General features: G+C 71.4%; 14 protein-coding genes. 8 read left to right on the forward strand and 6 right to left on the reverse strand.

The window, feature by feature from the left end; all coding sequences use genetic code 11:
* Positions 1-906: a ParB/RepB/Spo0J family partition protein gene (locus tag WG209_RS07560; RefSeq protein ID WP_337174417.1), complete on the reverse strand. Its 906-nt coding sequence runs from the start codon at positions 904-906 to the stop codon at positions 1-3.
* Between the two features lie 149 nt (positions 907-1,055).
* Between WG209_RS07560 and WG209_RS07565 the strand changes: the two genes are divergently transcribed.
* Positions 1,056-1,931 carry a sugar nucleotide-binding protein gene (locus WG209_RS07565; protein ID WP_337174418.1) on the forward strand — a complete coding sequence of 292 codons (876 nt, stop codon included), beginning with the start codon at positions 1,056-1,058 and terminating at the stop codon, positions 1,929-1,931.
* A 10-nt stretch (positions 1,932-1,941) separates the two neighbouring features.
* Here the strand turns inward: WG209_RS07565 and WG209_RS07570 are convergent, their stop codons facing one another.
* From WG209_RS07570 to WG209_RS07580, 3 genes are all read right to left on the reverse strand, one after another.
* Positions 1,942-3,465, reverse strand: coding sequence for an amino acid permease (locus tag WG209_RS07570; protein ID WP_337174419.1), 1,524 nt, complete (start codon positions 3,463-3,465; stop codon positions 1,942-1,944).
* Positions 3,466-4,465: 1,000 nt separating this feature from the next.
* Entirely contained in the window at positions 4,466-6,634 is a 2,169-nt protein-coding gene (locus WG209_RS07575) for a M56 family metallopeptidase (RefSeq protein WP_337174420.1), read from the reverse strand.
* On the reverse strand, positions 6,598-7,056 hold the full coding sequence (locus WG209_RS07580; RefSeq protein WP_337174421.1) for a BlaI/MecI/CopY family transcriptional regulator: 459 nt from the start codon (positions 7,054-7,056) through the stop codon (positions 6,598-6,600). Before WG209_RS07580 ends, WG209_RS07575 begins: the two co-directional genes overlap by 37 nt.
* 187 nt (positions 7,057-7,243) lie before the next feature.
* Here WG209_RS07580 and recO point away from each other — a divergent pair, with 187 nt between their 5' ends.
* The 7 genes from recO to WG209_RS07615 all read left to right on the forward strand — a co-directional run bounded on the left by recO (position 7,244) and on the right by WG209_RS07615 (position 13,502).
* Positions 7,244-7,987, forward strand: a complete 744-nt coding sequence (recO, locus tag WG209_RS07585; protein ID WP_337174422.1) for a DNA repair protein RecO — start codon at positions 7,244-7,246, stop codon at positions 7,985-7,987.
* A gap of 8 nt (positions 7,988-7,995) precedes the next feature.
* On the forward strand, positions 7,996-9,348 hold the full coding sequence (locus WG209_RS07590) for a tetratricopeptide repeat protein (RefSeq protein WP_337174423.1): 1,353 nt from the start codon (positions 7,996-7,998) through the stop codon (positions 9,346-9,348).
* A gap of 35 nt (positions 9,349-9,383) precedes the next feature.
* Positions 9,384-9,938, forward strand: a complete 555-nt coding sequence (gene lptE, locus WG209_RS07595) for an LPS assembly lipoprotein LptE (protein ID WP_337174424.1) — start codon at positions 9,384-9,386, stop codon at positions 9,936-9,938.
* 43 nt (positions 9,939-9,981) lie between these two features.
* A complete protein-coding gene (folP, locus tag WG209_RS07600; RefSeq protein WP_337174425.1) occupies positions 9,982-10,818 on the forward strand; it encodes a dihydropteroate synthase in 837 nt (278 codons plus the stop codon).
* Between the two features lie 3 nt (positions 10,819-10,821).
* Positions 10,822-12,132 carry a glutamate-5-semialdehyde dehydrogenase gene (locus tag WG209_RS07605; protein WP_337174426.1) on the forward strand — a complete coding sequence of 437 codons (1,311 nt, stop codon included), beginning with the start codon at positions 10,822-10,824 and terminating at the stop codon, positions 12,130-12,132.
* Between the two features lie 133 nt (positions 12,133-12,265).
* Complete coding sequence (locus WG209_RS07610; RefSeq protein WP_337174427.1) at positions 12,266-12,901, forward strand: hypothetical protein; 636 nt, start codon at positions 12,266-12,268, stop codon at positions 12,899-12,901.
* Positions 12,902-12,920: 19 nt separating this feature from the next.
* A complete protein-coding gene (locus WG209_RS07615) occupies positions 12,921-13,502 on the forward strand; it encodes a hypothetical protein (RefSeq protein WP_337174428.1) in 582 nt (193 codons plus the stop codon).
* 94 nt (positions 13,503-13,596) lie between these two features.
* On the opposite strand, the gene WG209_RS07620 is transcribed toward WG209_RS07615, so the two are convergent.
* Together WG209_RS07620 and WG209_RS07625 are read right to left on the reverse strand one after the other, a co-directional pair.
* The gene (locus WG209_RS07620) at positions 13,597-16,038 is read right to left on the reverse strand and encodes a von Willebrand factor type A domain-containing protein (protein WP_337174429.1); all 2,442 of its coding nucleotides are present in this window, start codon (positions 16,036-16,038) and stop codon (positions 13,597-13,599) included.
* Between the two features lie 36 nt (positions 16,039-16,074).
* Positions 16,075-16,614: a sigma-70 family RNA polymerase sigma factor gene (locus WG209_RS07625; RefSeq protein ID WP_337174430.1), complete on the reverse strand. Its 540-nt coding sequence runs from the start codon at positions 16,612-16,614 to the stop codon at positions 16,075-16,077.
* Positions 16,615-17,485: the final 871 nt, after the last annotated feature.

The raw sequence follows: 17,485 nt of genomic DNA on the forward strand, positions 1-17,485 counted from the left end.
TCACGCCCCGCGAAGTTCGTCGGCGCGGGTGACGAGCTGGGCGACGGCGGCGTGGAAGGCGTCGCGGGCCCTGGCGGAGGCTTGGGCGTAGGTCTCGTTGAAGCCTTCCGACTCGGTCCAGGATACGATCTCGGCGACCTGCGCCGCCATGACTTCGAGGAGTTCGTCGATGGAAGGGGCGTCGACGGCGATCGGCGGGGACTTGGCGATGATTCGGGGGTCGACGCCGCCGGCGAAGTGGACTTCCTCGGCGATCGGCGGGCCGGAGGGGGCTCGCGCGGGGCCCTCGTCTTCCCAGGGGGGCGTGGCGCCGCCGGACATCCCGCGTCGGCCGCGTTCGGCGGGCTCGGCGACCTCGCGCGAGGCGCCGCCGTCCTCGTTGGTGCGCGGGCGGTTCTCGTTGGGATCCTTCGGCAGCCCGGCGGTGGCGTAGAGCTTGCCGTCGGCGCCGACGCGGCCGGGGCTGTCGGGGATCTGGTTGCCTTCGATCAGCTGCTTGCGGACCTTCGCGACCAGCTCGCGCGAGACGCCCAGCTCCTCGGCGGTGCGGCGGTCGGACCAGTCGTGATGGAGCTTGAGCTTCACCTCGACGGCCCGCCGGCGCTCGGCCCTCGAGAGGGGCAGGCCGTGGAACAGGTTGGCGCCGGCGACGTGGTCGAGCGCCTCGTGGAAGGTGCCGGGGCGGACCTCGGCCGGGAGGGTCCGCTTGCCGAGCATGATGGCGGCGGCGTGGCGGTGGAAGCCGTCGGCCAGCAGCCAGCGGTCGTCGACCTCGAAGACGGTGACGGGGGGGAGGCGGTCCCACGCCTCGGCGTAGCGCTCGACGGTGAAGTCGTCCAGGCGGTCGCGCAGGTTGAGGTTGGGGTCCAGAACCAGGTCGTCGAGCGCCACGTTGCGGATGTCCATATCGGCCGCCCCCTCCTCGCGCGGCGGGATCGCGCGTCGTCGCCCCGTCATTCCTTTCGACGGTTCCATCGCCTATCATCGGCCGGGGGAGGACGGGGCTTGCGGGGCCCCGACCCGGCCTCGGTCTCGCCAGGGAGGACGCGCCGGTCATGCGGATCGTATTGACGGGGGCGACGGGTCGGATCGGGTCGTACTTGCGCGAGCCGCTGATCGGACGCGGATGGGAGGTCGCCCCCTGGTCGGCCGCGGCCGGGGCGACCTGGGGCGGGGCGGCCGCGGCCGCCGTGGACCTGGCCGACCCGGACGCGATCGCCGACGGGCTGACCCGGGCCGACCCCGACGCCGTGGTCCACCTGGCGGCGATGAGCGACGCGGAGGCGGTCCGTCGCGACCCCGACCGCGCCCGCGTCGTCAACGTGGAGGCCGTGGCGTCCGTCGCCGAGTGGTGCGAGCGGAACGGCCGCCGGCTGGTCTTCACGTCGACCGACATGGTCTTCCCGGGGACCAGGGCCTTCTCGACCGAGGCCGACGAGCCGGGCCCCGTCCTGGCCTACGGCGAGTCCAAGCGCGCCGCGGAGCGCGCCGCGCTGGCGGCGTCGGATTCGGTCGTCGCGAGGATCTGCCTGTTGTACGGCCCGACGCGGAACGGCCGCGAGACGTTCTTCGACCACGCCGTCGCCGCACTCCGGGCGGGGGAGCCGCGGACGTTCTTCGACGACGAGTTCCGCACCCCGCTGGACTACGCGACCGCGGCGGAAGTCCTCGCGCGGCTGGTCGAGTCCCCCTATCGCGGCCTGCTCCACGTCGGGGGCCCGGATCGGATGAGTCGCCACGAGTTGATGACCCGCGTGGCCCGAGGGCTGAGGCTGGACGAATCCCTCGTCCGCCCCAACAGCCGGGCGGACGCCTCGTTCGCCGAGCCCCGGCCCGCCGACGTCTCGCTCGAAACCTCGCGGCTCGTCGCGCTCTTCCCCGACCTCGAACGGCCCCCGGTGGAGGAGGCCGTCCGGAGGATGTCGCGGTGAGCGTCTCGGGCTACTCGGTCGCGGAGGTCTCGGCGTCGGCCCCGGTCTCGCCGTCGCGCCGGAGGAGGTAGTAGGCGGGGACGCCCAGCAGGATCAGCACCCCGCCGCCGAGGGCCTGCATCCGGGTCTCGGGGGCCGCGAGCATCGATCCCAGCAGCAGGATCGACGCGGCCACGAAGAGCAGGGGGGTGAACGGGTAGCCCAGGGTCCGGTACGGCCGGGGGGCGTCCGACCGCTTGCGGCGGAGGACGAAGACGCTGGTGACCGCCAGCATGTAGAAGACGGTCGCGCCGAACATGACGTAGTCCAGCAACAGGTCGTACAGGTGCTTCTTGTTCAGCGCGGTCCAGGCCGTCGTGACGAAGCCCGGCAGCCACGTCGAGGACGTCGGGGGGGGCACGAGGATCAGGACGGTCCCCGCCACGGTCAGGCCGACGGCCCAGATGGCCTGGGAGAGGATCGCGTTCGCCGGCGTCTGGTACCGGGGGTGGATGCGGACGAACCACTCGGGGAGCAGGCCGTCGCGGGCCATGGCGAAATAAGACCGGGGGCCGGTCAGGGTGTTGCCGTTCAGCGAGATGAACGTCGAGCACATCACCAGGGCGGAGATCGCCAGCACGCCGCCGGCGCCCAGCAGGGCCTTGCAGTAGACGGCCGCCACCGCGTTGGCGATGTTGGACCCGCTGGCGTTGTGGGCGGCGGCCACGGCGTCCATCGGCAGGACGTAGTGGTAGGCCAGCGTCATCGCCAGGTAGATCGCCACCAGGATCGACATCCCCAGGATGAGGGCGCGGGGGATGTTGCGGCCGGGCTCGCGGATCTCCTCGGCCAGAGGGGTGACGCTCATCCAGCCGTCGTACGCCCAGAGGACGCCGACCATGGCGACCATCGCGCCGGCGAACAGGCCGCCCGCGTGGCCGTCCGACAGGAGCCAGGGCGAGAAGTTCTCCGTCGACCCGCCGCCGACCGCGAACGGCAGGGCGATCAGGGCGAGCACGCCGCCGACCTTAAGCGCGGTCCCGACGACCTGGAGGCCGCCGCCGCCCCGGGTCCCCATCACGTTGACGGCCGTGACGATCCCGATGGCCGAGCACGCCGCGATCGCCTGCCACCCCGCCGCTCCGATGGCCTCCGGGGCGGGGAAGACCTGGGCGAAGTACCGCGCGAACGCCGCGGCGAGCGTCGCCATCGACCCGGCCCGCGAGACGGTCAACTCCGACCAGCCGAACAGGAACGCCGGCAGCCGGCCGTAGGCCTCGCGGAGATAGACGTAAGGCCCCCCCGCCTGCGGGAGCATCGCGGCGAGTTCCGCGAGCGTCAGCGCCCCGGCCGTCGTGAACGCCCCCGCCAGGACCCACACCGCCAGGATGCCCGCCAGGAACGGCAACTCGTGCGCGACCCGCGCCGGCACGATGAAGATCCCCGAGCCGATCACCGACCCGACCACCACGCTGAGCGCCGTGAGGGGCCCCAGCACGCGGGGCAGGACCACCCGGTCGGGACGCGAGGCTGAGGCGGCTGATTCCGTCGACATGCGGCGTGTCCTCGGGCTCGGGATGCGGCGGATTCGTCCCATTGATGAGGGGAGCGGAGTATTCCACCATACATCACGACCCGGCGATACCTCCGATCGTGCCGCTCCCTCGCCGTTCGACCCCACCCCACCAATCCGACCGCCCCAGGCCGAGGCCCCGACGATGTCGCGTGCTTGGCTTCGTTCGCGCGCCCGTCTCTCGCGGAGTATGTACTTAAGTGTTTGTGATCATGTGGGTTGAGGCGAAATCTCGTTGGCTTCGTTCGTCGTGTTCGATGAGGTTTTTCTTGCCTTCAGGAGTCGGGCCCGCGTCCGCATCGCCCGCCCGCGGGGATTCGCCCGAAGGGCCGGCGGGGCCTCCACGTCTCGGGGATCGCGACGGGTCAAGGCCCACGCCGCCGGCGCGATCCCCAAGTCGTCGCTCCCCCCTGGAGCTTGGGTTCGTTCGCGCGCGGGCGTAACGCCGATGGGCGATGCAAGTCATTTCGCGATGGATGTTTAATCCGTTTTCGCGTTGGCTTCGTTCGTCGTCTTCGAAGTGGTTTTATCGCCGCCGAACATGCCACTCACGTCCGGTCCGCCGCGGGAGCGGGTGGCTCGGAGGGCCGGGCGGGCGTCGGGAGTCGAGGATTGCGGCGGTTCGTCGTCCGCGCGGGCGGCACCGTCTCCGATCCGCGCGGCCGCCCTCGCGCGCCGCTCACGCGGCCGCGTTCTTCCGGAGGCGGAAGTGACCTCGCCGGGCCGTAGCCCTGCGACGCTTGCGACGCGGGCTCGTCCGTGGCACCCTCGCCGCCGTTCGCCGATTCCGGGATGTCAAAGAGCATGGTCATCAATCGGCCGTATACTCCGCGGCGGGCGGCGTGGGATTTCAGGTTTCTCGATATTTTTCGCGAGCCGGCCCGGCCGCGCGACGACGGGGCCGAGAGGGCTCGCGGGGGAGTTCCGATCGTCGACCCTCGCGCGAGGCCGTCGCCAGGGAGCCGACGGCCTCGGCGACGCCTCAAGGCGCGGAGGGCTCGCGGGAGGCGAACCCTTCCACCGGGCCATTGACGGCTTCCTCTTCCTCCTCGCTGAGGATGTGTCGCGGGGTGATGGCGATGAGCGTCCGGAGTGAGGGGCCGGACGGATCGTCGTCGGCGCCGATGGCGTCGACGCCGGAGTCGAGCAGGATGCTGAAGCCGTCCGGGACGTTGACCCTGGCGAGTCGCCCGAAGGCCTTCGGGGCGGCCTCGGCGCCGGCCGCGCCGTCGTGGACGGTCGCGAGGGTACGGGCTTCGATCGCATGGCCCCACGGCTTGCGGATCGCCGTCAACTGGACGCGAAGGGCGCCGTGGAGTTGATCGGTGACGACCAGACCCTGGAGGTCTTCGGGTCCCGGGAGCGCGCCGTCGAGGCGGGCGACGACACGCGGCTGGTCGCCTTCGCGGTCGCCGGCCGTCGTCAACGCCCGCTCCGTCTCCTCGTCCAACGGCTCGCCGCCCGTGAAGATCAGCGCCGAGGCCCCCTCGAAGGTGGTGACCTTCGGCGCCTGCAACGCGGATCCGGGCGAATCCCCGACGAAGTCCTCGACGAGTTTTTGGAGCACCGCCGCCGGCAGGGGCTGGGCTGCCTGGGCCTGGTCCCCAAGGGGCGCGGGCGGGACAAGCTCGGGGTCGTGACGCGCCTGAAGGAACCTCACCTCGAAGCTGACCTGGTGGGGATCGGCGAGTCGCAGCAACTCCTCCCGCGACAGCTTCGCCGAGTCGCCCAGGCCGTGGGGGATCGTCCGGACCAGCGTGACGAGATCCTCGCGAGAGAGCCGCGCGGGACGGGTCGAAGCCAGCCGGATGACGTCCTCCTCCGTCAGCTGCTCGATCGGCAACTCGGGGGGCGTGACGTTCGCGGCCCGGCGAGGGTTGCCGGGGACGAGCCGGAAGAGGGCGCTCATCGCGTATCGGTCGGACTCGGGCTCCTTGATCTTGCCGCGCAGCTCGTGGACGCGAGCCAACCAGGCGGCCTGGGCGGCTTCCGACGCCTCGTCGGCGGGGGGCGGGGCGACGAGGGAGCCCCCCGCGCCGGAGGCTCCGATCAATCCCTGGGCGGGGGCCGTCGAGGCGGCGACGGACGCGATCACCGCGGCCACGGGCAGCGCGGCGAGGGCGCGGAACGGGAATCGAGGACGCGAGGGCTCCATGCCGAGCAGCTCCTGAATGCGGGGGATCAGGGCCGAGCGATCGCCGCCGACGGCGAGCCCGGCCCGAGCGGATCGGGGACGTGAAGGGAGCGAGCGCGCCACGGATTCGAGCGCGCGGGCGAGGGACAGCGCGTCGCCGGTCAGGCGTACGGCCAGGGCGTCGGCGGCGCGCTCGGCCTCGCGGCGGGCGAGCCGGGACGCGCGGCGGACGCCGGGGTGGAACCAGAAGGCGGCCTCGATCGCCCGCAGGAGGGCGTTCGCGCGGTGGTCGAGCCGTCGCGCGTGGGCCAGCTCGTGGGCGAGGACCGCGTCGACCTCGGCGGCCGGGGCCGTCGCCAGCCATCGCGACGGCAGCAATACCAGCGGCCGGAGCCCGCCGGTCAGGCACGGCTCGACGATCCGGGGATGCACGCGCGTCGCGGGCGTCCGGCGAAGGCGAAGCGCCCGGCCGAGGGCGCGGGCGCGTCGGTCCAGCGCGGGGCAGGGGACCGCCTCGCGCCCGAGGCGGCGCAGCGACAGGGCCCCGACGACCAGCATCGCCCCGTACGCGAGGACGCCGACGGCCCATCCGGCCAGCAGGTACGGCCGCGTCGCGCCGAGGCCGGCGGCGGCTCCGGCGATCATCCCCCGGAGCCTCGCGGCCCGGCCGGCGGCCGTCGAGGCTCGCGGGGCCGTGACGGGTTTCGCCGTGAGCTTGCGGGCCGAACCCGAGGCCGCCGCCGGGGCGGCCCCGATCGTCGCCCGGACGGTCGCCGGCGCGATCCCTTGTTGATGCGACCAGCGCTGCGCGAGGGCCGCCGCCGGCGCGAGGGTCGCGACGGCGACGAGCGCCGCCACTATCAGCGCGTGGCGGGCGCGGGGCGTCGCGGGGCGGCCGAGCGCGACCGCCAGCGAGGCGAGCGAGCCGGCCACGAGGCCGAGCCATGCCGAGTGCGGCAGCATGAGCCAGGCCAGGTCGATCAGCCCTTGCGGCGACGGGGTCGCGGCGTCGAGCACGATTCGCCTCCTTCCGGCTCGGCCGCCGGCGTTCGGGACGCGTAGTCGTCGAGGAGCGACCGGATCGCGTCCAGCTCCTCGGGCGACGGGGACGACTGGTCGAGTAGGTGGGCCACGAGCAGCCGGGCCGAGCCGTCGTAGGCCCGCCGCAGCGTCTCGCCGAGCATGGAGCGCAGGGTCGGCTCGCGGCCCTCCGCCGGCTCGTAGACGAACGCCCGCCCCATCGGCTCGCGCCGGAGCAGGCCCTTATCCGTCATCACGTTCATCAGGCTCATCGCCGACGTGTACGCCCTGGGCCTCTCGGCACCGGCGTTCAGGATCTCCAGCACCTCCCGCACCGTCGCCGGCCGGGAGAGCTCCCAGAGGACCTTCAAGACCTCCAGCTCGCCGGGCGTCGGCTGCTCCGCTCGGGGTCGCGCCATCGCGATCAAGGCTCCTTTCCAAGGGTGGCGTGGCGAGGAATCGCGATCGTCGACCGCGCCGCCAGTCTACTGTTTTTGCCGTAGCCGTCAACGGTTAAAACCGTAGATGCGCCGAGCCTCCTCCCCATGCTCGGCCGGCATGGGTATAATTGAACAGTTGGGGGCACGTCGGAGGGGAGGTGGGGCGTTGGCCGCGAATCGGTCGCTGGCGCTGGTGGTGCGCACGGTGGACGTCTTCGAGACGAGCACGGTGGCCACGCTGTTCACGCGCGAGATGGGGAAGGTCTCGGGGCTGGCGAAGGGGGGGAGGCGGCTGAAATCGGCGTTCCATGGTGGGCTTGACCTGCTGGGGGTATCCGATATCGTGCTCATTCCCAAGGCGTCGGAGTCCCTCGATCTGCTGACCGAGGCCGCGCCGGTGGAGCGGTTCCCATGTCTTCGCCGCGATCTCGCGGCCCTGTATGCCGGCTACTACATCGCCGAACTGTTGACCGACCTGACGGACTTCCACGACCCGCATCCCAAGCTGTTCGACGCGGCGAGGATCACCTTGCGGCATCTGGGCGACGCGGGGCTGCGGCCTCGGAGGGTACTTCGGTTCGAGCTGGCCTGCCTGCGCGAGATCGGCCTGATGCCGACGCTCGACCGGTGCAGCCAGTGCGGGGAGCCGACGACGGAGGGGGAGGCGGTGGCGTTCGGCCCGGCGACGGGGGGGACCCTGTGCCCGGCGTGCCGCCCCGGCCAGCCCCACGTCGCGGTGCTATCGCGCCGGACGATCGACTCGGTTCGGGCGCTCGCCAGCCCCGGGAACGAGTGGCGGGAGCGGGAGATGGCCGGGTCGGAGCTCGCGAGCGTCCGGCAGGCCGTGGGGGCCGTCGTCAGTCACGTCCTGGGCCGCCGGCCGCGAGTCCAGCCCTACCTGGGAGCCTGAGAGGAACCATGACCCCATCGTCACGGACGACGACAACCCTCGCCAGGATCGCCGCCCTCGCGCTGGCGGTCGCCTCCGCGACGGGCTGCCAGGGACTGAGCGGCTCGTTCGCCCAGTGGCGCTCGGCCTACGACTCGGGCCTCGCGCGGCCGCTCAGCGCCGACGAGCTGGCCCGCTCGAAGACCCACAAGGACGCCGAGACCGACAACCTCCTCAAGCGGTGGCTGAGCCCCCGCGACCCCTCCGCCGGGGCCGACCCCGACCCGACCTCGGGCGCCGCGCGGAATCCCGACGGCAAGATCCTGGGCTCCGACGGCTGGGGCAAGTTCGTCAAGCAGCCGGTCGACGAGGACGCCCAGAAGGAGCTGGACGCCGCCTTCGCCCACTACGAGGAAGGGCGGCTCTCGCAGGCGGAGTCCGCGTTCTCCAGGATCGCCAGGGCCCGCAAGGGGACGGCCTACGCCGAGAAGGCCCTCTTCTACCTGGCCGAGACCCAGTTCAGGCGCAAGAAGTACGTCGCCGCCCACGAGACGTACGACCGCCTGTTCGCCGAGCACCCCGGCACGCTGCACCTGGACGAGCTGGTGAGCCGCGAATACGAGATCGCCCAGATCTGGCTGGCCCAGTCCGACCCCGAGGCCAAGCCGGACCAGAAGCTCCCCTGGTACACCCACTTCACCGGCGAGCAGCCCGTGCTGGACGCCTCCGGCATGGCGCTGAAGGCGCTGGAGCACGTCCGGCACCGGCGCTCCGACGGCCCGCTCGCCGACGACGCGCTGATGCATATCGCCGATTTTCACATGAAGAGCGCCGACTACGAGTCGGCCGCGCTCTACTACGACGAGATGATCGAGGGCCACCCCAAGAGCCCGTTCGCCTACAGGGCGTACCAGGGGGCGATCGACGCCCGGATGAAGGCGTACCTCGGCCCCGACTACGACGGCGAGGGGCTGGAGCAGGCGCGGGACCTGGTCCTCCGCGCGATGCGGGACTTCCCCGAGGAGCAGGCCAACAACGAGAAGCTGTTCCACACGCTCGACCTGATCAACGACCAGGACGCCGAGCGGACGTTCAACACCGGGGCGTATTACAAGAAGATCGGCCAGGTCCCCTCGGCCGAGTATTACTTCGGCAAGATCCCCCGCCGCTGGGCCGACAGCCCCTGGGCCGTGAAGGCCAAGGCCGAGCTGGAGACGCTGGCCAAGGCGCCGCGCCGGGGCCCCACGCTCCCCAGCAAGATCCTGGTCCAGCCCCACGCCACCGATCCCTACTACAGCGCCGGCATGGGCGGCATGGGGGCGATGACCGGCATGGGCGGCATGGGCGGCGGCATGGGCGGCTCGCCGGGGGGCATGTTGTGATCGAAGGCCACGGAAGGTCCCAGGAAGAGGCGGCCATGGACGGAAATCGCCCCCGATCGATCATGCCGGCGCCCTCGCGGCGGCGGGCCCTGGCCGCCCTGGCCGCGCTGGCGGCGACGGGCTGCGGATACTCGTTCCGCGCCCCCTACGACAAGAGCGTCCAGACGGTCTACGTCCCGATGTTCAAGTCGCAGTCGTTCACCCGCGACGTGGAGAAGATGCTGACGGAGCTGGTCCACAAGGAGATCATGCGCCGGACGCCTTACCGGCTGGTCGACGACGTCGAGAACGCCGACACGATCCTGACCGGCTCGGTGAATTTCGTCGACAAGAACGTCCTGGTCGAGAACCCGTTCAACCTCCCGCGCCAGCTCACGCGGACCATCAACGCCAGCGTCAACTGGGTCCACAACCCGCCGACGGAGGCCGAGAAGAGGCGCGAGCCGACCATCATCTCCGAGACGCTCAACTTCGTCCCGGAGGTCGGCGAGACCGCCCTGACGTCCACCTACCAGACCTGCCAGCGACTCGCCGCCCAGATCGTGGATATGATGGAGCAGCCCTGGTACACCGAGGAAGACCTGCAATGACGCGGGCGAGCTAGCCAGCCGCCAGAGAGCGCCGGAGACCGCCTTGTCCACCATCTGGGAATCGAGAGACCGCGTGCTGGTCGACGGCCCGACCCCTCGGGTCATGGGGATCGTCAACGTCACGCCCGACAGCTTCTCCGACGGCGGCCGATGGGCCGAGCATGACGCCGCCGTCGCGCACGGCGAGCGCCTGGCCGCCGAGGGGGCCGACATCCTGGACGTCGGCGGAGAGTCCACCCGCCCCGGCTCCGAGGTCGTGCCGGTCGCCGAGGAGATCCGGCGCGTCGCGCCGGTGATCGAGCGGCTGGCGCGCCTGGGCGTGGCGATCTCCATCGACACGATGAAGCCCGAGGTGGCCCGCGAGGCCCTCGCGGCGGGCGCCTGCGTCATCAACGACGTCTCCGGCCTCCGCGACGATCGGATGGCCGAGGTCGCCGCCGAGGCCGGCGCGGCGGTCGTCGTGATGCACATGCAAGGCACCCCCCAGACGATGCAGGACGACCCCCGGTACGACGACGTCGTCGGCGAGGTCTTCGATTACCTCGCGGGGCGGATCCGCTGGTGCGAGTCGCGCGGGATCCCGCGGAGTCGGATCGCGATCGATCCGGGGATCGGGTTCGGCAAGACGTACGAGCACAATCGGGATCTCTTGCGGCGGCTGGATCGATTCGCCACGCTGGACCGGGCGCTGCTGCTGGGGATCTCGCGGAAGGGGCTCCTCAAGACGATGACCGGCAAGGGGATGGCCGAGCGGCTGACGGCGTCGGTCGTCTCTTCGCTCGCGGGCTGCACCCTGGGGGCGAACGTCGTGAGGGTCCACGACGTCGGCCCGATGGTCGACGCGATCAAGGTCTGGAACGAGATCCGGGGCTGGGAGTAAGCGATGGCGACCGAGGCGAAGGGGACGGGCGTGACGATCGAAGGCGGGGCGGAGGCGGGCGACGTGGACGCCCTATGTCGCGACATGGCCGCGAAGGCGAAACGGGCGGCGAGGTCGCTGGCCACCGCCGGCCCCGGCGCCAAGGACGCCTGGCTCGCCGCGTCGGCCCGCGCGCTGGAGGCCCGCGCCGACGAGCTGCTGGAGGCCAACGCCCTCGACGTGGCCGCCGCGCCGGGGCTGGGGCTCAACGCCGCGGCGATCGACCGGCTGACGCTCAACCCGAGGCGGATCGGCGAGATGGCGAAAAGCCTGCTGGAGGTCGCCGCGCTGCCCGACCCGATCGGCGAGGTCGTGCGGTCCAGCCGCCGGCCCGTCGGCATCGAGGCCGTGCAGATCCGCGTCCCGCTGGGCGTGGTCTTCATGATCTACGAGAGCCGGCCGAACGTGACGGTGGACGCCGCCGCCATCTGCGTCAAGAGCGGCAACGCGGCCATCCTCCGCGGCGGCAAGGAGGCCATCCACTCCAACCGCGCCCTCCATCGCGTGCTGGCCGACGAGTTGGCCCCGAACGGCCTGCCGGAGCACGCCGTCCAACTGGTCTCGACCACCGATCGCGCGGCCGTCGGCGCGCTGCTGGGGCTGCCCGAGTTCATCGACCTGGCCATCCCGCGCGGCGGCGAGAGCCTCATCCGGCGCGTGGTGGCCGAGGCCCGGATGCCCGTCATGAAGCATTACGACGGCATCTGCGCCGTGTACGTGGACGAGGCCGCCGACCCCGACGTCGCCACCCGGATCATCGTCAACGCCAAGGCCCAGCGCCCGGGGGTTTGCAACGCCGCCGAGACGCTGCTGGTCCACGCGGCCGTCGCCAAGGGTTGGCTCCCCGGGGCCGCGAAGGCGCTGAGGGCCGCCGGCGTCTCGCTCCGGGCCGACGAGAAGGCCCGCGCGATCGTCCCCGACGCCGACGCCGCCTCGCCCGAGGACTGGGACACCGAGTTCCTCGACAAGATCCTCGCGGTGAAGGTCGTCGACTCGATCGACGAGGCGATGGACCACATCGCGAGGCACGGCTCGGCCCATACCGACGCGATCGTCACCCGCGACCTCGCCGCGGCGCGCCGCTTCGTCGCCGGCGTGGACAGCTCGGCCGTGATGGTCAACGCCTCGACCCGCTTCAACGACGGCGGGCAGCTCGGCCTCGGCGCGGAGATCGGCATCAGCACCGACAAGTACCACGCCCGCGGCCCCTGCGGCCTCCGCGAGCTGACCTCCACCAAGTGGGTCGTCCACGGCGACGGCCACGTCCGCGAATAATCCGGGATTGGCCCTCGTCGGCGCGCCCCTCGGCGCGAGAAAATCGGGTTGCGTTCGACATCCACGCGAGGCGCGGCAAGACTTGCTGGATGTTGACCCCACGACGCGACACCGAGACGACGAGGGCGGACCGATGAAGGCGCGACGATCCCGGACGTTCCGACCCTGGGGCGAGACGATGGAGGAGCGGCTGCCGCCCGCCGCGTTCCCCTCGATGCGGGCGATCCTCGCCGAGCGGGCCGCGGCGCTCCGCGCCCGTCGCGTCGAGAACCCGGCCCTGCGCGGGAACAACAACGCCCTGCGCCCGGTCCCCACCCGGACCCCCGGCGTCACCGCCCCCGGCCCTCGGGGGCCGTTGACCCCGGGCGTTGGCGCGGGCTTCCTTGGCAACCAGGGGGGTAGGCTCAACTGGCGCCCCGCGCCGCCGGCCGTGAACGTCAACTACGGCCTGATCACCATCAAGAACGCGACCCTGGCGACCATCACGTTCAGCGTGTCGGCGTCGACCTATCAGAACGGGGCGTTCTCCAACTTCACCCTGGCGCCGGGCCAGAGCCAGGTCTACTACGCCCGCTACGGCGGCCCGCTCGACAGCGCCCCGTCGTTCCAGGTGAGCTTCGACATCGTCGAGCGCCGGGACGTCATCCAGATCACCGACGTCAACAGCGTCTACGCCTCGTCGCGTTGGGCGCCGACCGACGACTCCCAGGGGAAGCCCTATGAGATCGTCTCCCAGGCCGGGCGGCTGACGGTCGTGCCGGCGAACTGACGCGGCCGGGAGGGGGGCGATGCTGGAAGCCTGGTCCCGCGAATTTCCCGGCCGCGATCCGGTGGCGCACCGCCTGCGATCGGCGTTCCCCTCGCGGTGGGTCCGGTTCCACGCCCTGCCGGAGTCGAAACGCTACCCCGCCGACGAGGAGGAACTCGCAATCGTCCTGGGCCGAAAGAACCGCGTCCTTGGCGAGTTGCTCGGCTCGGGGTCGCAAGCCGTCCTCCTCACGACTTGCCACTCCGGCCCCGGTGGCGCCATCGAGCTGGGCCGCGACGAGGAATCGACGCGGGAGTTCGACCGGGAAGCGCGGCCGTGGCGAGACGTCGCGATGCACGATCTGGACGAGGGCTTCATCGAGCCGACCCGCTGGCACGTCCGCGCGAGTCGATGGAGCTGGAGGCCGGGCCTCTTCGACCCTCTCCTCCGGCTGGCGGCGCTGGGCGAGGTCGCCAACGTCATGATCGTGCCGCCCGACTGTCGGTGGCTCTTCCACCCCTACGACGGGGGGATGGACGTGATCCTGGAATCCACCCGAGCCCGCGACGCCCTCAAGGCGAAATATGCCGGATGGTTGTCCTCTCGTCCCGATGGTCTGTGAAGGGACCTGGCAACCCCGGGGGATACGCGAAGGGCCGACCGTCCCATGGTCGGACGATCGGCCCGTCGGCTTTCCGGGTGGTTGCCCCGATCTCTCAGGGGCTCGGCGGGGCGGCGAGCTGAGGCGTCTGGATGTCGCGGGCCCGCTCGACCAGGGTCAGGAACTCGCGGCGGTAGCCGGAGGGGTCGTGGGCGAGGGTCGGGGAGGCCAGCTCCAGCACGCCGGGGAGCGTGAGCGAGCCGACCGACGGCGAGTGCCGCAGGATCATGCCGAAGCCGGCGACGGCCGAGGCGAACTTGAAGTCGTTCGAGGCGTCGGCGTAGTCGACGCCCCGGTCGACGACGGGCCGCTCGATCTCCGTCGCGGCGTCCCCCTCGGGTTGCTTGTAGCGGAGCCGCGCCGTGAACGACGCGGGCGACGGGCCGCCGCCGGCCGGCGGGGCGGGGGCGGCCTCGGCGGGGACGTACTCGTAGAGCGCCGTGACGTGGTGCCCCGCGCCGATCTCGCCGCCGTCCTTGCGGTCGTCGCGGAAGTCCTGGTTGGGCATCACGCGGTTCTCGTAGCCGATCAGGCGATAGGCCTTCACCCGCTCGGGATTGAATTCGACCTGGATCTTCACGTCCTTGGCGATCACGTCGAGCGTCGCCCCCATCTCCTCGACCAGCACCTTATGGGCCTCCTCCGGGCGGTCGATGTAGGCGTAGTGGCCGTTCCCCTTGTCGGCCAGCTTCTCCAGCGTGCCGTCCTTCAGGTTGTCCATGCCGAAGCCGAGGACCGTCAGGAAGATCGGCTTCTGGCCCTTGGCCTTCGACTCCACGAGCCGGACGAGGTCATTCTGGTCCGTGAGGCCGACGTTGAAGTCGCCGTCGGTGGCCAGGATGACGCGGTTGATCCCGTTGTTGATGAAGCCGGCCGCGGCCTGGTCGTAGGCGAGCTGGATCCCCTCGCCGCCGTTGGTCGAGCCGCCGGCGCGAAGCTCCTCGATCCTGGAGAGGATCATCGGCTTGTTCATCGCCGAGGTCGAAGGCAGGACCAGGCCCGACGAGCCGGCGTAGACGACGATCGCCACGCGGTCGTTCTCGCCCAGCTGCTCCACCAGCTTCTGGAGGCCCCACTGCACCAGCGGCAGCTTGTTGGGCTGGTCCATGGAGCCGGAGACGTCGACCAGGAAGACGAGGTTGCTCGGCTTGCGCGCCTCGTCGCCGATCGGCCGGCCCATGATCCCGACGCGGGCCAGGCGGTTGGCGGCGTTCCAGGGGCAGCGGGCCGCCTCGACGTGGATCGCGAACGGGTCGGGGCTCCCGGCCGGCGGCGGGGCGTCCTGGTAGGGGAAGTAGTTGATCATCTCCTCGATCCTCACCTCGGCCGGCGACGGAAGCCGGTTCTGCTCCATCAGCGACCGCCTGACGATCGAATACGACGCCGTGTCGACGTCGATCGCGAAGGTCGAGGCCGCCTCGCGGCTCGTCGGGACGAAGGGGTTCTCCTCCACGACCGGGGCCGGCTCGGCCGCGACGTCCAACGCCGGTCGCTTCGCCGCTTGCTCCAGCTTCCGCTCGGCGTCGACCACGGCGAGACTGTCGGCGGGCAGCGTCTCGCTCTCGAATTCCCCGTCCCGATCCTTCAGGGCGAGGGCGACGGCGGCGGGGGGGGCGGACTCGGCGACGCTCATGGCGCGCGATTCGGCCTCTCGCCGCGACGGCGTCGCGTCCCGGAACCTCGCGGCGGCCGCCGGCTGGTTCCGGGCGATCGGGTTCCTCACCGCGACGGCGGGCATCCCCCCGGCCGTCCGCTGTCCCGGCTGGAGCGCGAATCCGCCCATCATGGCCTGGCCGGCCTGGTTGGCCGAGGCCGGCCCCGTTTGCATTCCTCCGGCGCCCATCATGCCCCCCATGCCCCCCCCGAACATGGGCTGGTCCCCTTGGCCTGGAGCCTGGGCGCCGCCCATCATCCCACGCGTCTGGGCCTGGTCATGGTAGGCGAGGGCGGGGAGCTGGGGCGCCTCCGCCGCCGGGCTCGCCGGCTGGACGCCATCCCGACGAGCGAGGACCGGGGCGGACGCGACGACCTTGGGGGCGGGCTCGGCCGGGCGGCCGGCCGGTTCGCCGAACAATTGCGGCTGGCGGGCCGCCCTCGCGAACCTCTCCCCGGCGTCGCCGTCCGGTTCGATCCGCTGGGCGACGCCCCGCGAAGTCAAGCGCGATTGATTCACGAACACGACGGCCGTCAGCAGGCTCGTCGAGAAGCCGAGGACCGCCAGCGCGGCGACTCCCGTCATCCACGGATAACGCCGCCAGAAGCGAGCCTTGCGGGGCGCTTCGGAGACCAGTTTGAGCGGGGGGGCGGCGACGGCCTCGCGGGCCTGCTCGTCGTGGAGTTTTTCGGTCAGCAGGAGGGCGGTCTGGCGGATCTCCTCGACCTCGCGGGCGAGGTCCGGGCGCTCGGCCAGGGCCTTCTCGATCTCGGGGCGCTCGGTATCGGGCAGTTCGCCGAGCGCGAACGCGGTCAGCCGGGGGTCGTCCAGGTCGAAGTTCATGTCCGGTCTCTCCTATCTATATTGAAGGCGGGCCGTTCAGGCTTCCGCGCCGGCGGCGCGGTTGTCGAACAGGCGGCCTCTGAGGGTCTTGATGCCGGCGTGGATCAGGTAGCCGACGTTGGAGACGCTGTGGCCGCTGATGCGGCTGATCTCCTGGTAGGAGAAACCGTTCTGGAACTTCAGGCGGATGACCTCGCGCTGGTTGGGGGGGAGGGTCTCCAGGAGCGTCAGCACGAGCGCCCCGAGGTCGTGGCGCTCGGCGACGTCGTGCGGCCCGGGGGCCGGGCTGAGGCAGCGATCGACTTGCTCGTCGTGCAATCGGGTCATGCGATGCTCCTTCCGCAGGACGTCCAGCGCCCGATTCCGGCAGACGGTGAACAACCACTCGGCCAGATGGCCGTCGACGCGTTCGCGGCGCTGGGAGCAGAGGCGCAGGAAGACGTCCTGCACCACGTCGCGGGCCGCCTCGGCGTCGTTGTTGAGGAGGCGTCGCGCGTAGAGCGACAGGGGCCCCTGGAATCGGGAGACCGCGTCGCGCGCCCACGCGTCGTCGTCCGGGTCGCGTTCACCTGCCATCGGCGTGCTCGATAAGAAGGACGTGTTCCCGTACATACCAGACCACGATCCAGCCCGTGGTTTCTTAGGGGGAACCCCGGGAAGGCGTCGAAAACCTCGACTCACAGCCGACCAGCATGACCCCGCCCGCCTCCGCCCGCCAGCGCCGTCCGTGGCTTCGTTCGTCGCGCGCGGTTTCCGCGAGAATTGCGGCAAGGCCATCCCGAGGATTGCATTTACGTCGAATTCGAGTTGGCTTCGTTCGTCGTTTTCGAATCGAGTTTTCGCCACGGTCGACGCCCGGCGGTCGCCGCGTCGGCGGGGCGAGACGATCATGAACGTCGGCCCTCGGGGCGGCGGTCGCATGCCGACGGGCGCGCGGCGGCCCTGGCTTTTTCCGACGGTCGAATTGTCAAGGAGCCCCGTCACCTCATCCGGATACGATCGCGCGGGGGCCTCGTCGGATTTCAGGAATCCGAAGGAAGTGGCGAAATTGATGGGGAGTCCAGGCGGAGGACAAAGTCGTGGCGGACCTGGCCAACGACGATCTTCCCCCCTGGAGGGGGAAGACAGACCGCGAAGCGGTCAGATGAGGGGGGGCTTGCCCACGGAGTTTCGCGGTTCGCGGCACCGCGCGAGCCGTCGGAGGCGGATATGCCCCCGCGAACCCCGGCGGCCGACTTGCTCGTCCCCCCCTCATCCGGCCCTTCGGGCCACCTTCCCCCTCAAGGGGGGAAGGCCGTTATGATCGTCTTCCCCCCTCGCGGGGGAGGACAGACCGCGAGGCGGTCAGGAGAGGGGGACGGCGAGCGGAGGCGCTACTGGAATTCGGCGGCCCGCCCGAGCGGCCGTCGCGAATCCCGGGGCCCCGCCTGCTTGGCTTCCCCTTCAT

This window comes from Paludisphaera sp. (assembly GCF_037189885.1).
Lineage (GTDB): Bacteria > Planctomycetota > Planctomycetia > Isosphaerales > Isosphaeraceae > Paludisphaera.

What these genes read in the sequence shown, in the direction of transcription:
- WG209_RS07560 (WP_337174417.1), bottom strand. Translation starts at nt 906, where the DNA reads ATGGACATCCGCAACGTGGCGCTCGACGACCTGGTTCTGGACCCCAAC.
- WG209_RS07565 (WP_337174418.1), top strand. Translation starts at nt 1,056, where the DNA reads ATGCGGATCGTATTGACGGGGGCGACGGGTCGGATCGGGTCGTACTTG.
- WG209_RS07570 (WP_337174419.1), bottom strand. Translation starts at nt 3,465, where the DNA reads ATGTCGACGGAATCAGCCGCCTCAGCCTCGCGTCCCGACCGGGTGGTC.
- WG209_RS07580 (WP_337174421.1), bottom strand. Translation starts at nt 7,056, where the DNA reads ATGGCGCGACCCCGAGCGGAGCAGCCGACGCCCGGCGAGCTGGAGGTC.
- WG209_RS07590 (WP_337174423.1), top strand. Translation starts at nt 7,996, where the DNA reads ATGACCCCATCGTCACGGACGACGACAACCCTCGCCAGGATCGCCGCC.
- lptE (WP_337174424.1), top strand. Translation starts at nt 9,384, where the DNA reads ATGGACGGAAATCGCCCCCGATCGATCATGCCGGCGCCCTCGCGGCGG.
- WG209_RS07605 (WP_337174426.1), top strand. Translation starts at nt 10,822, where the DNA reads ATGGCGACCGAGGCGAAGGGGACGGGCGTGACGATCGAAGGCGGGGCG.
- WG209_RS07610 (WP_337174427.1), top strand. Translation starts at nt 12,266, where the DNA reads ATGAAGGCGCGACGATCCCGGACGTTCCGACCCTGGGGCGAGACGATG.
- WG209_RS07615 (WP_337174428.1), top strand. Translation starts at nt 12,921, where the DNA reads ATGCTGGAAGCCTGGTCCCGCGAATTTCCCGGCCGCGATCCGGTGGCG.
- WG209_RS07620 (WP_337174429.1), bottom strand. Translation starts at nt 16,038, where the DNA reads ATGAACTTCGACCTGGACGACCCCCGGCTGACCGCGTTCGCGCTCGGC.
- WG209_RS07625 (WP_337174430.1), bottom strand. Translation starts at nt 16,614, where the DNA reads ATGGCAGGTGAACGCGACCCGGACGACGACGCGTGGGCGCGCGACGCG.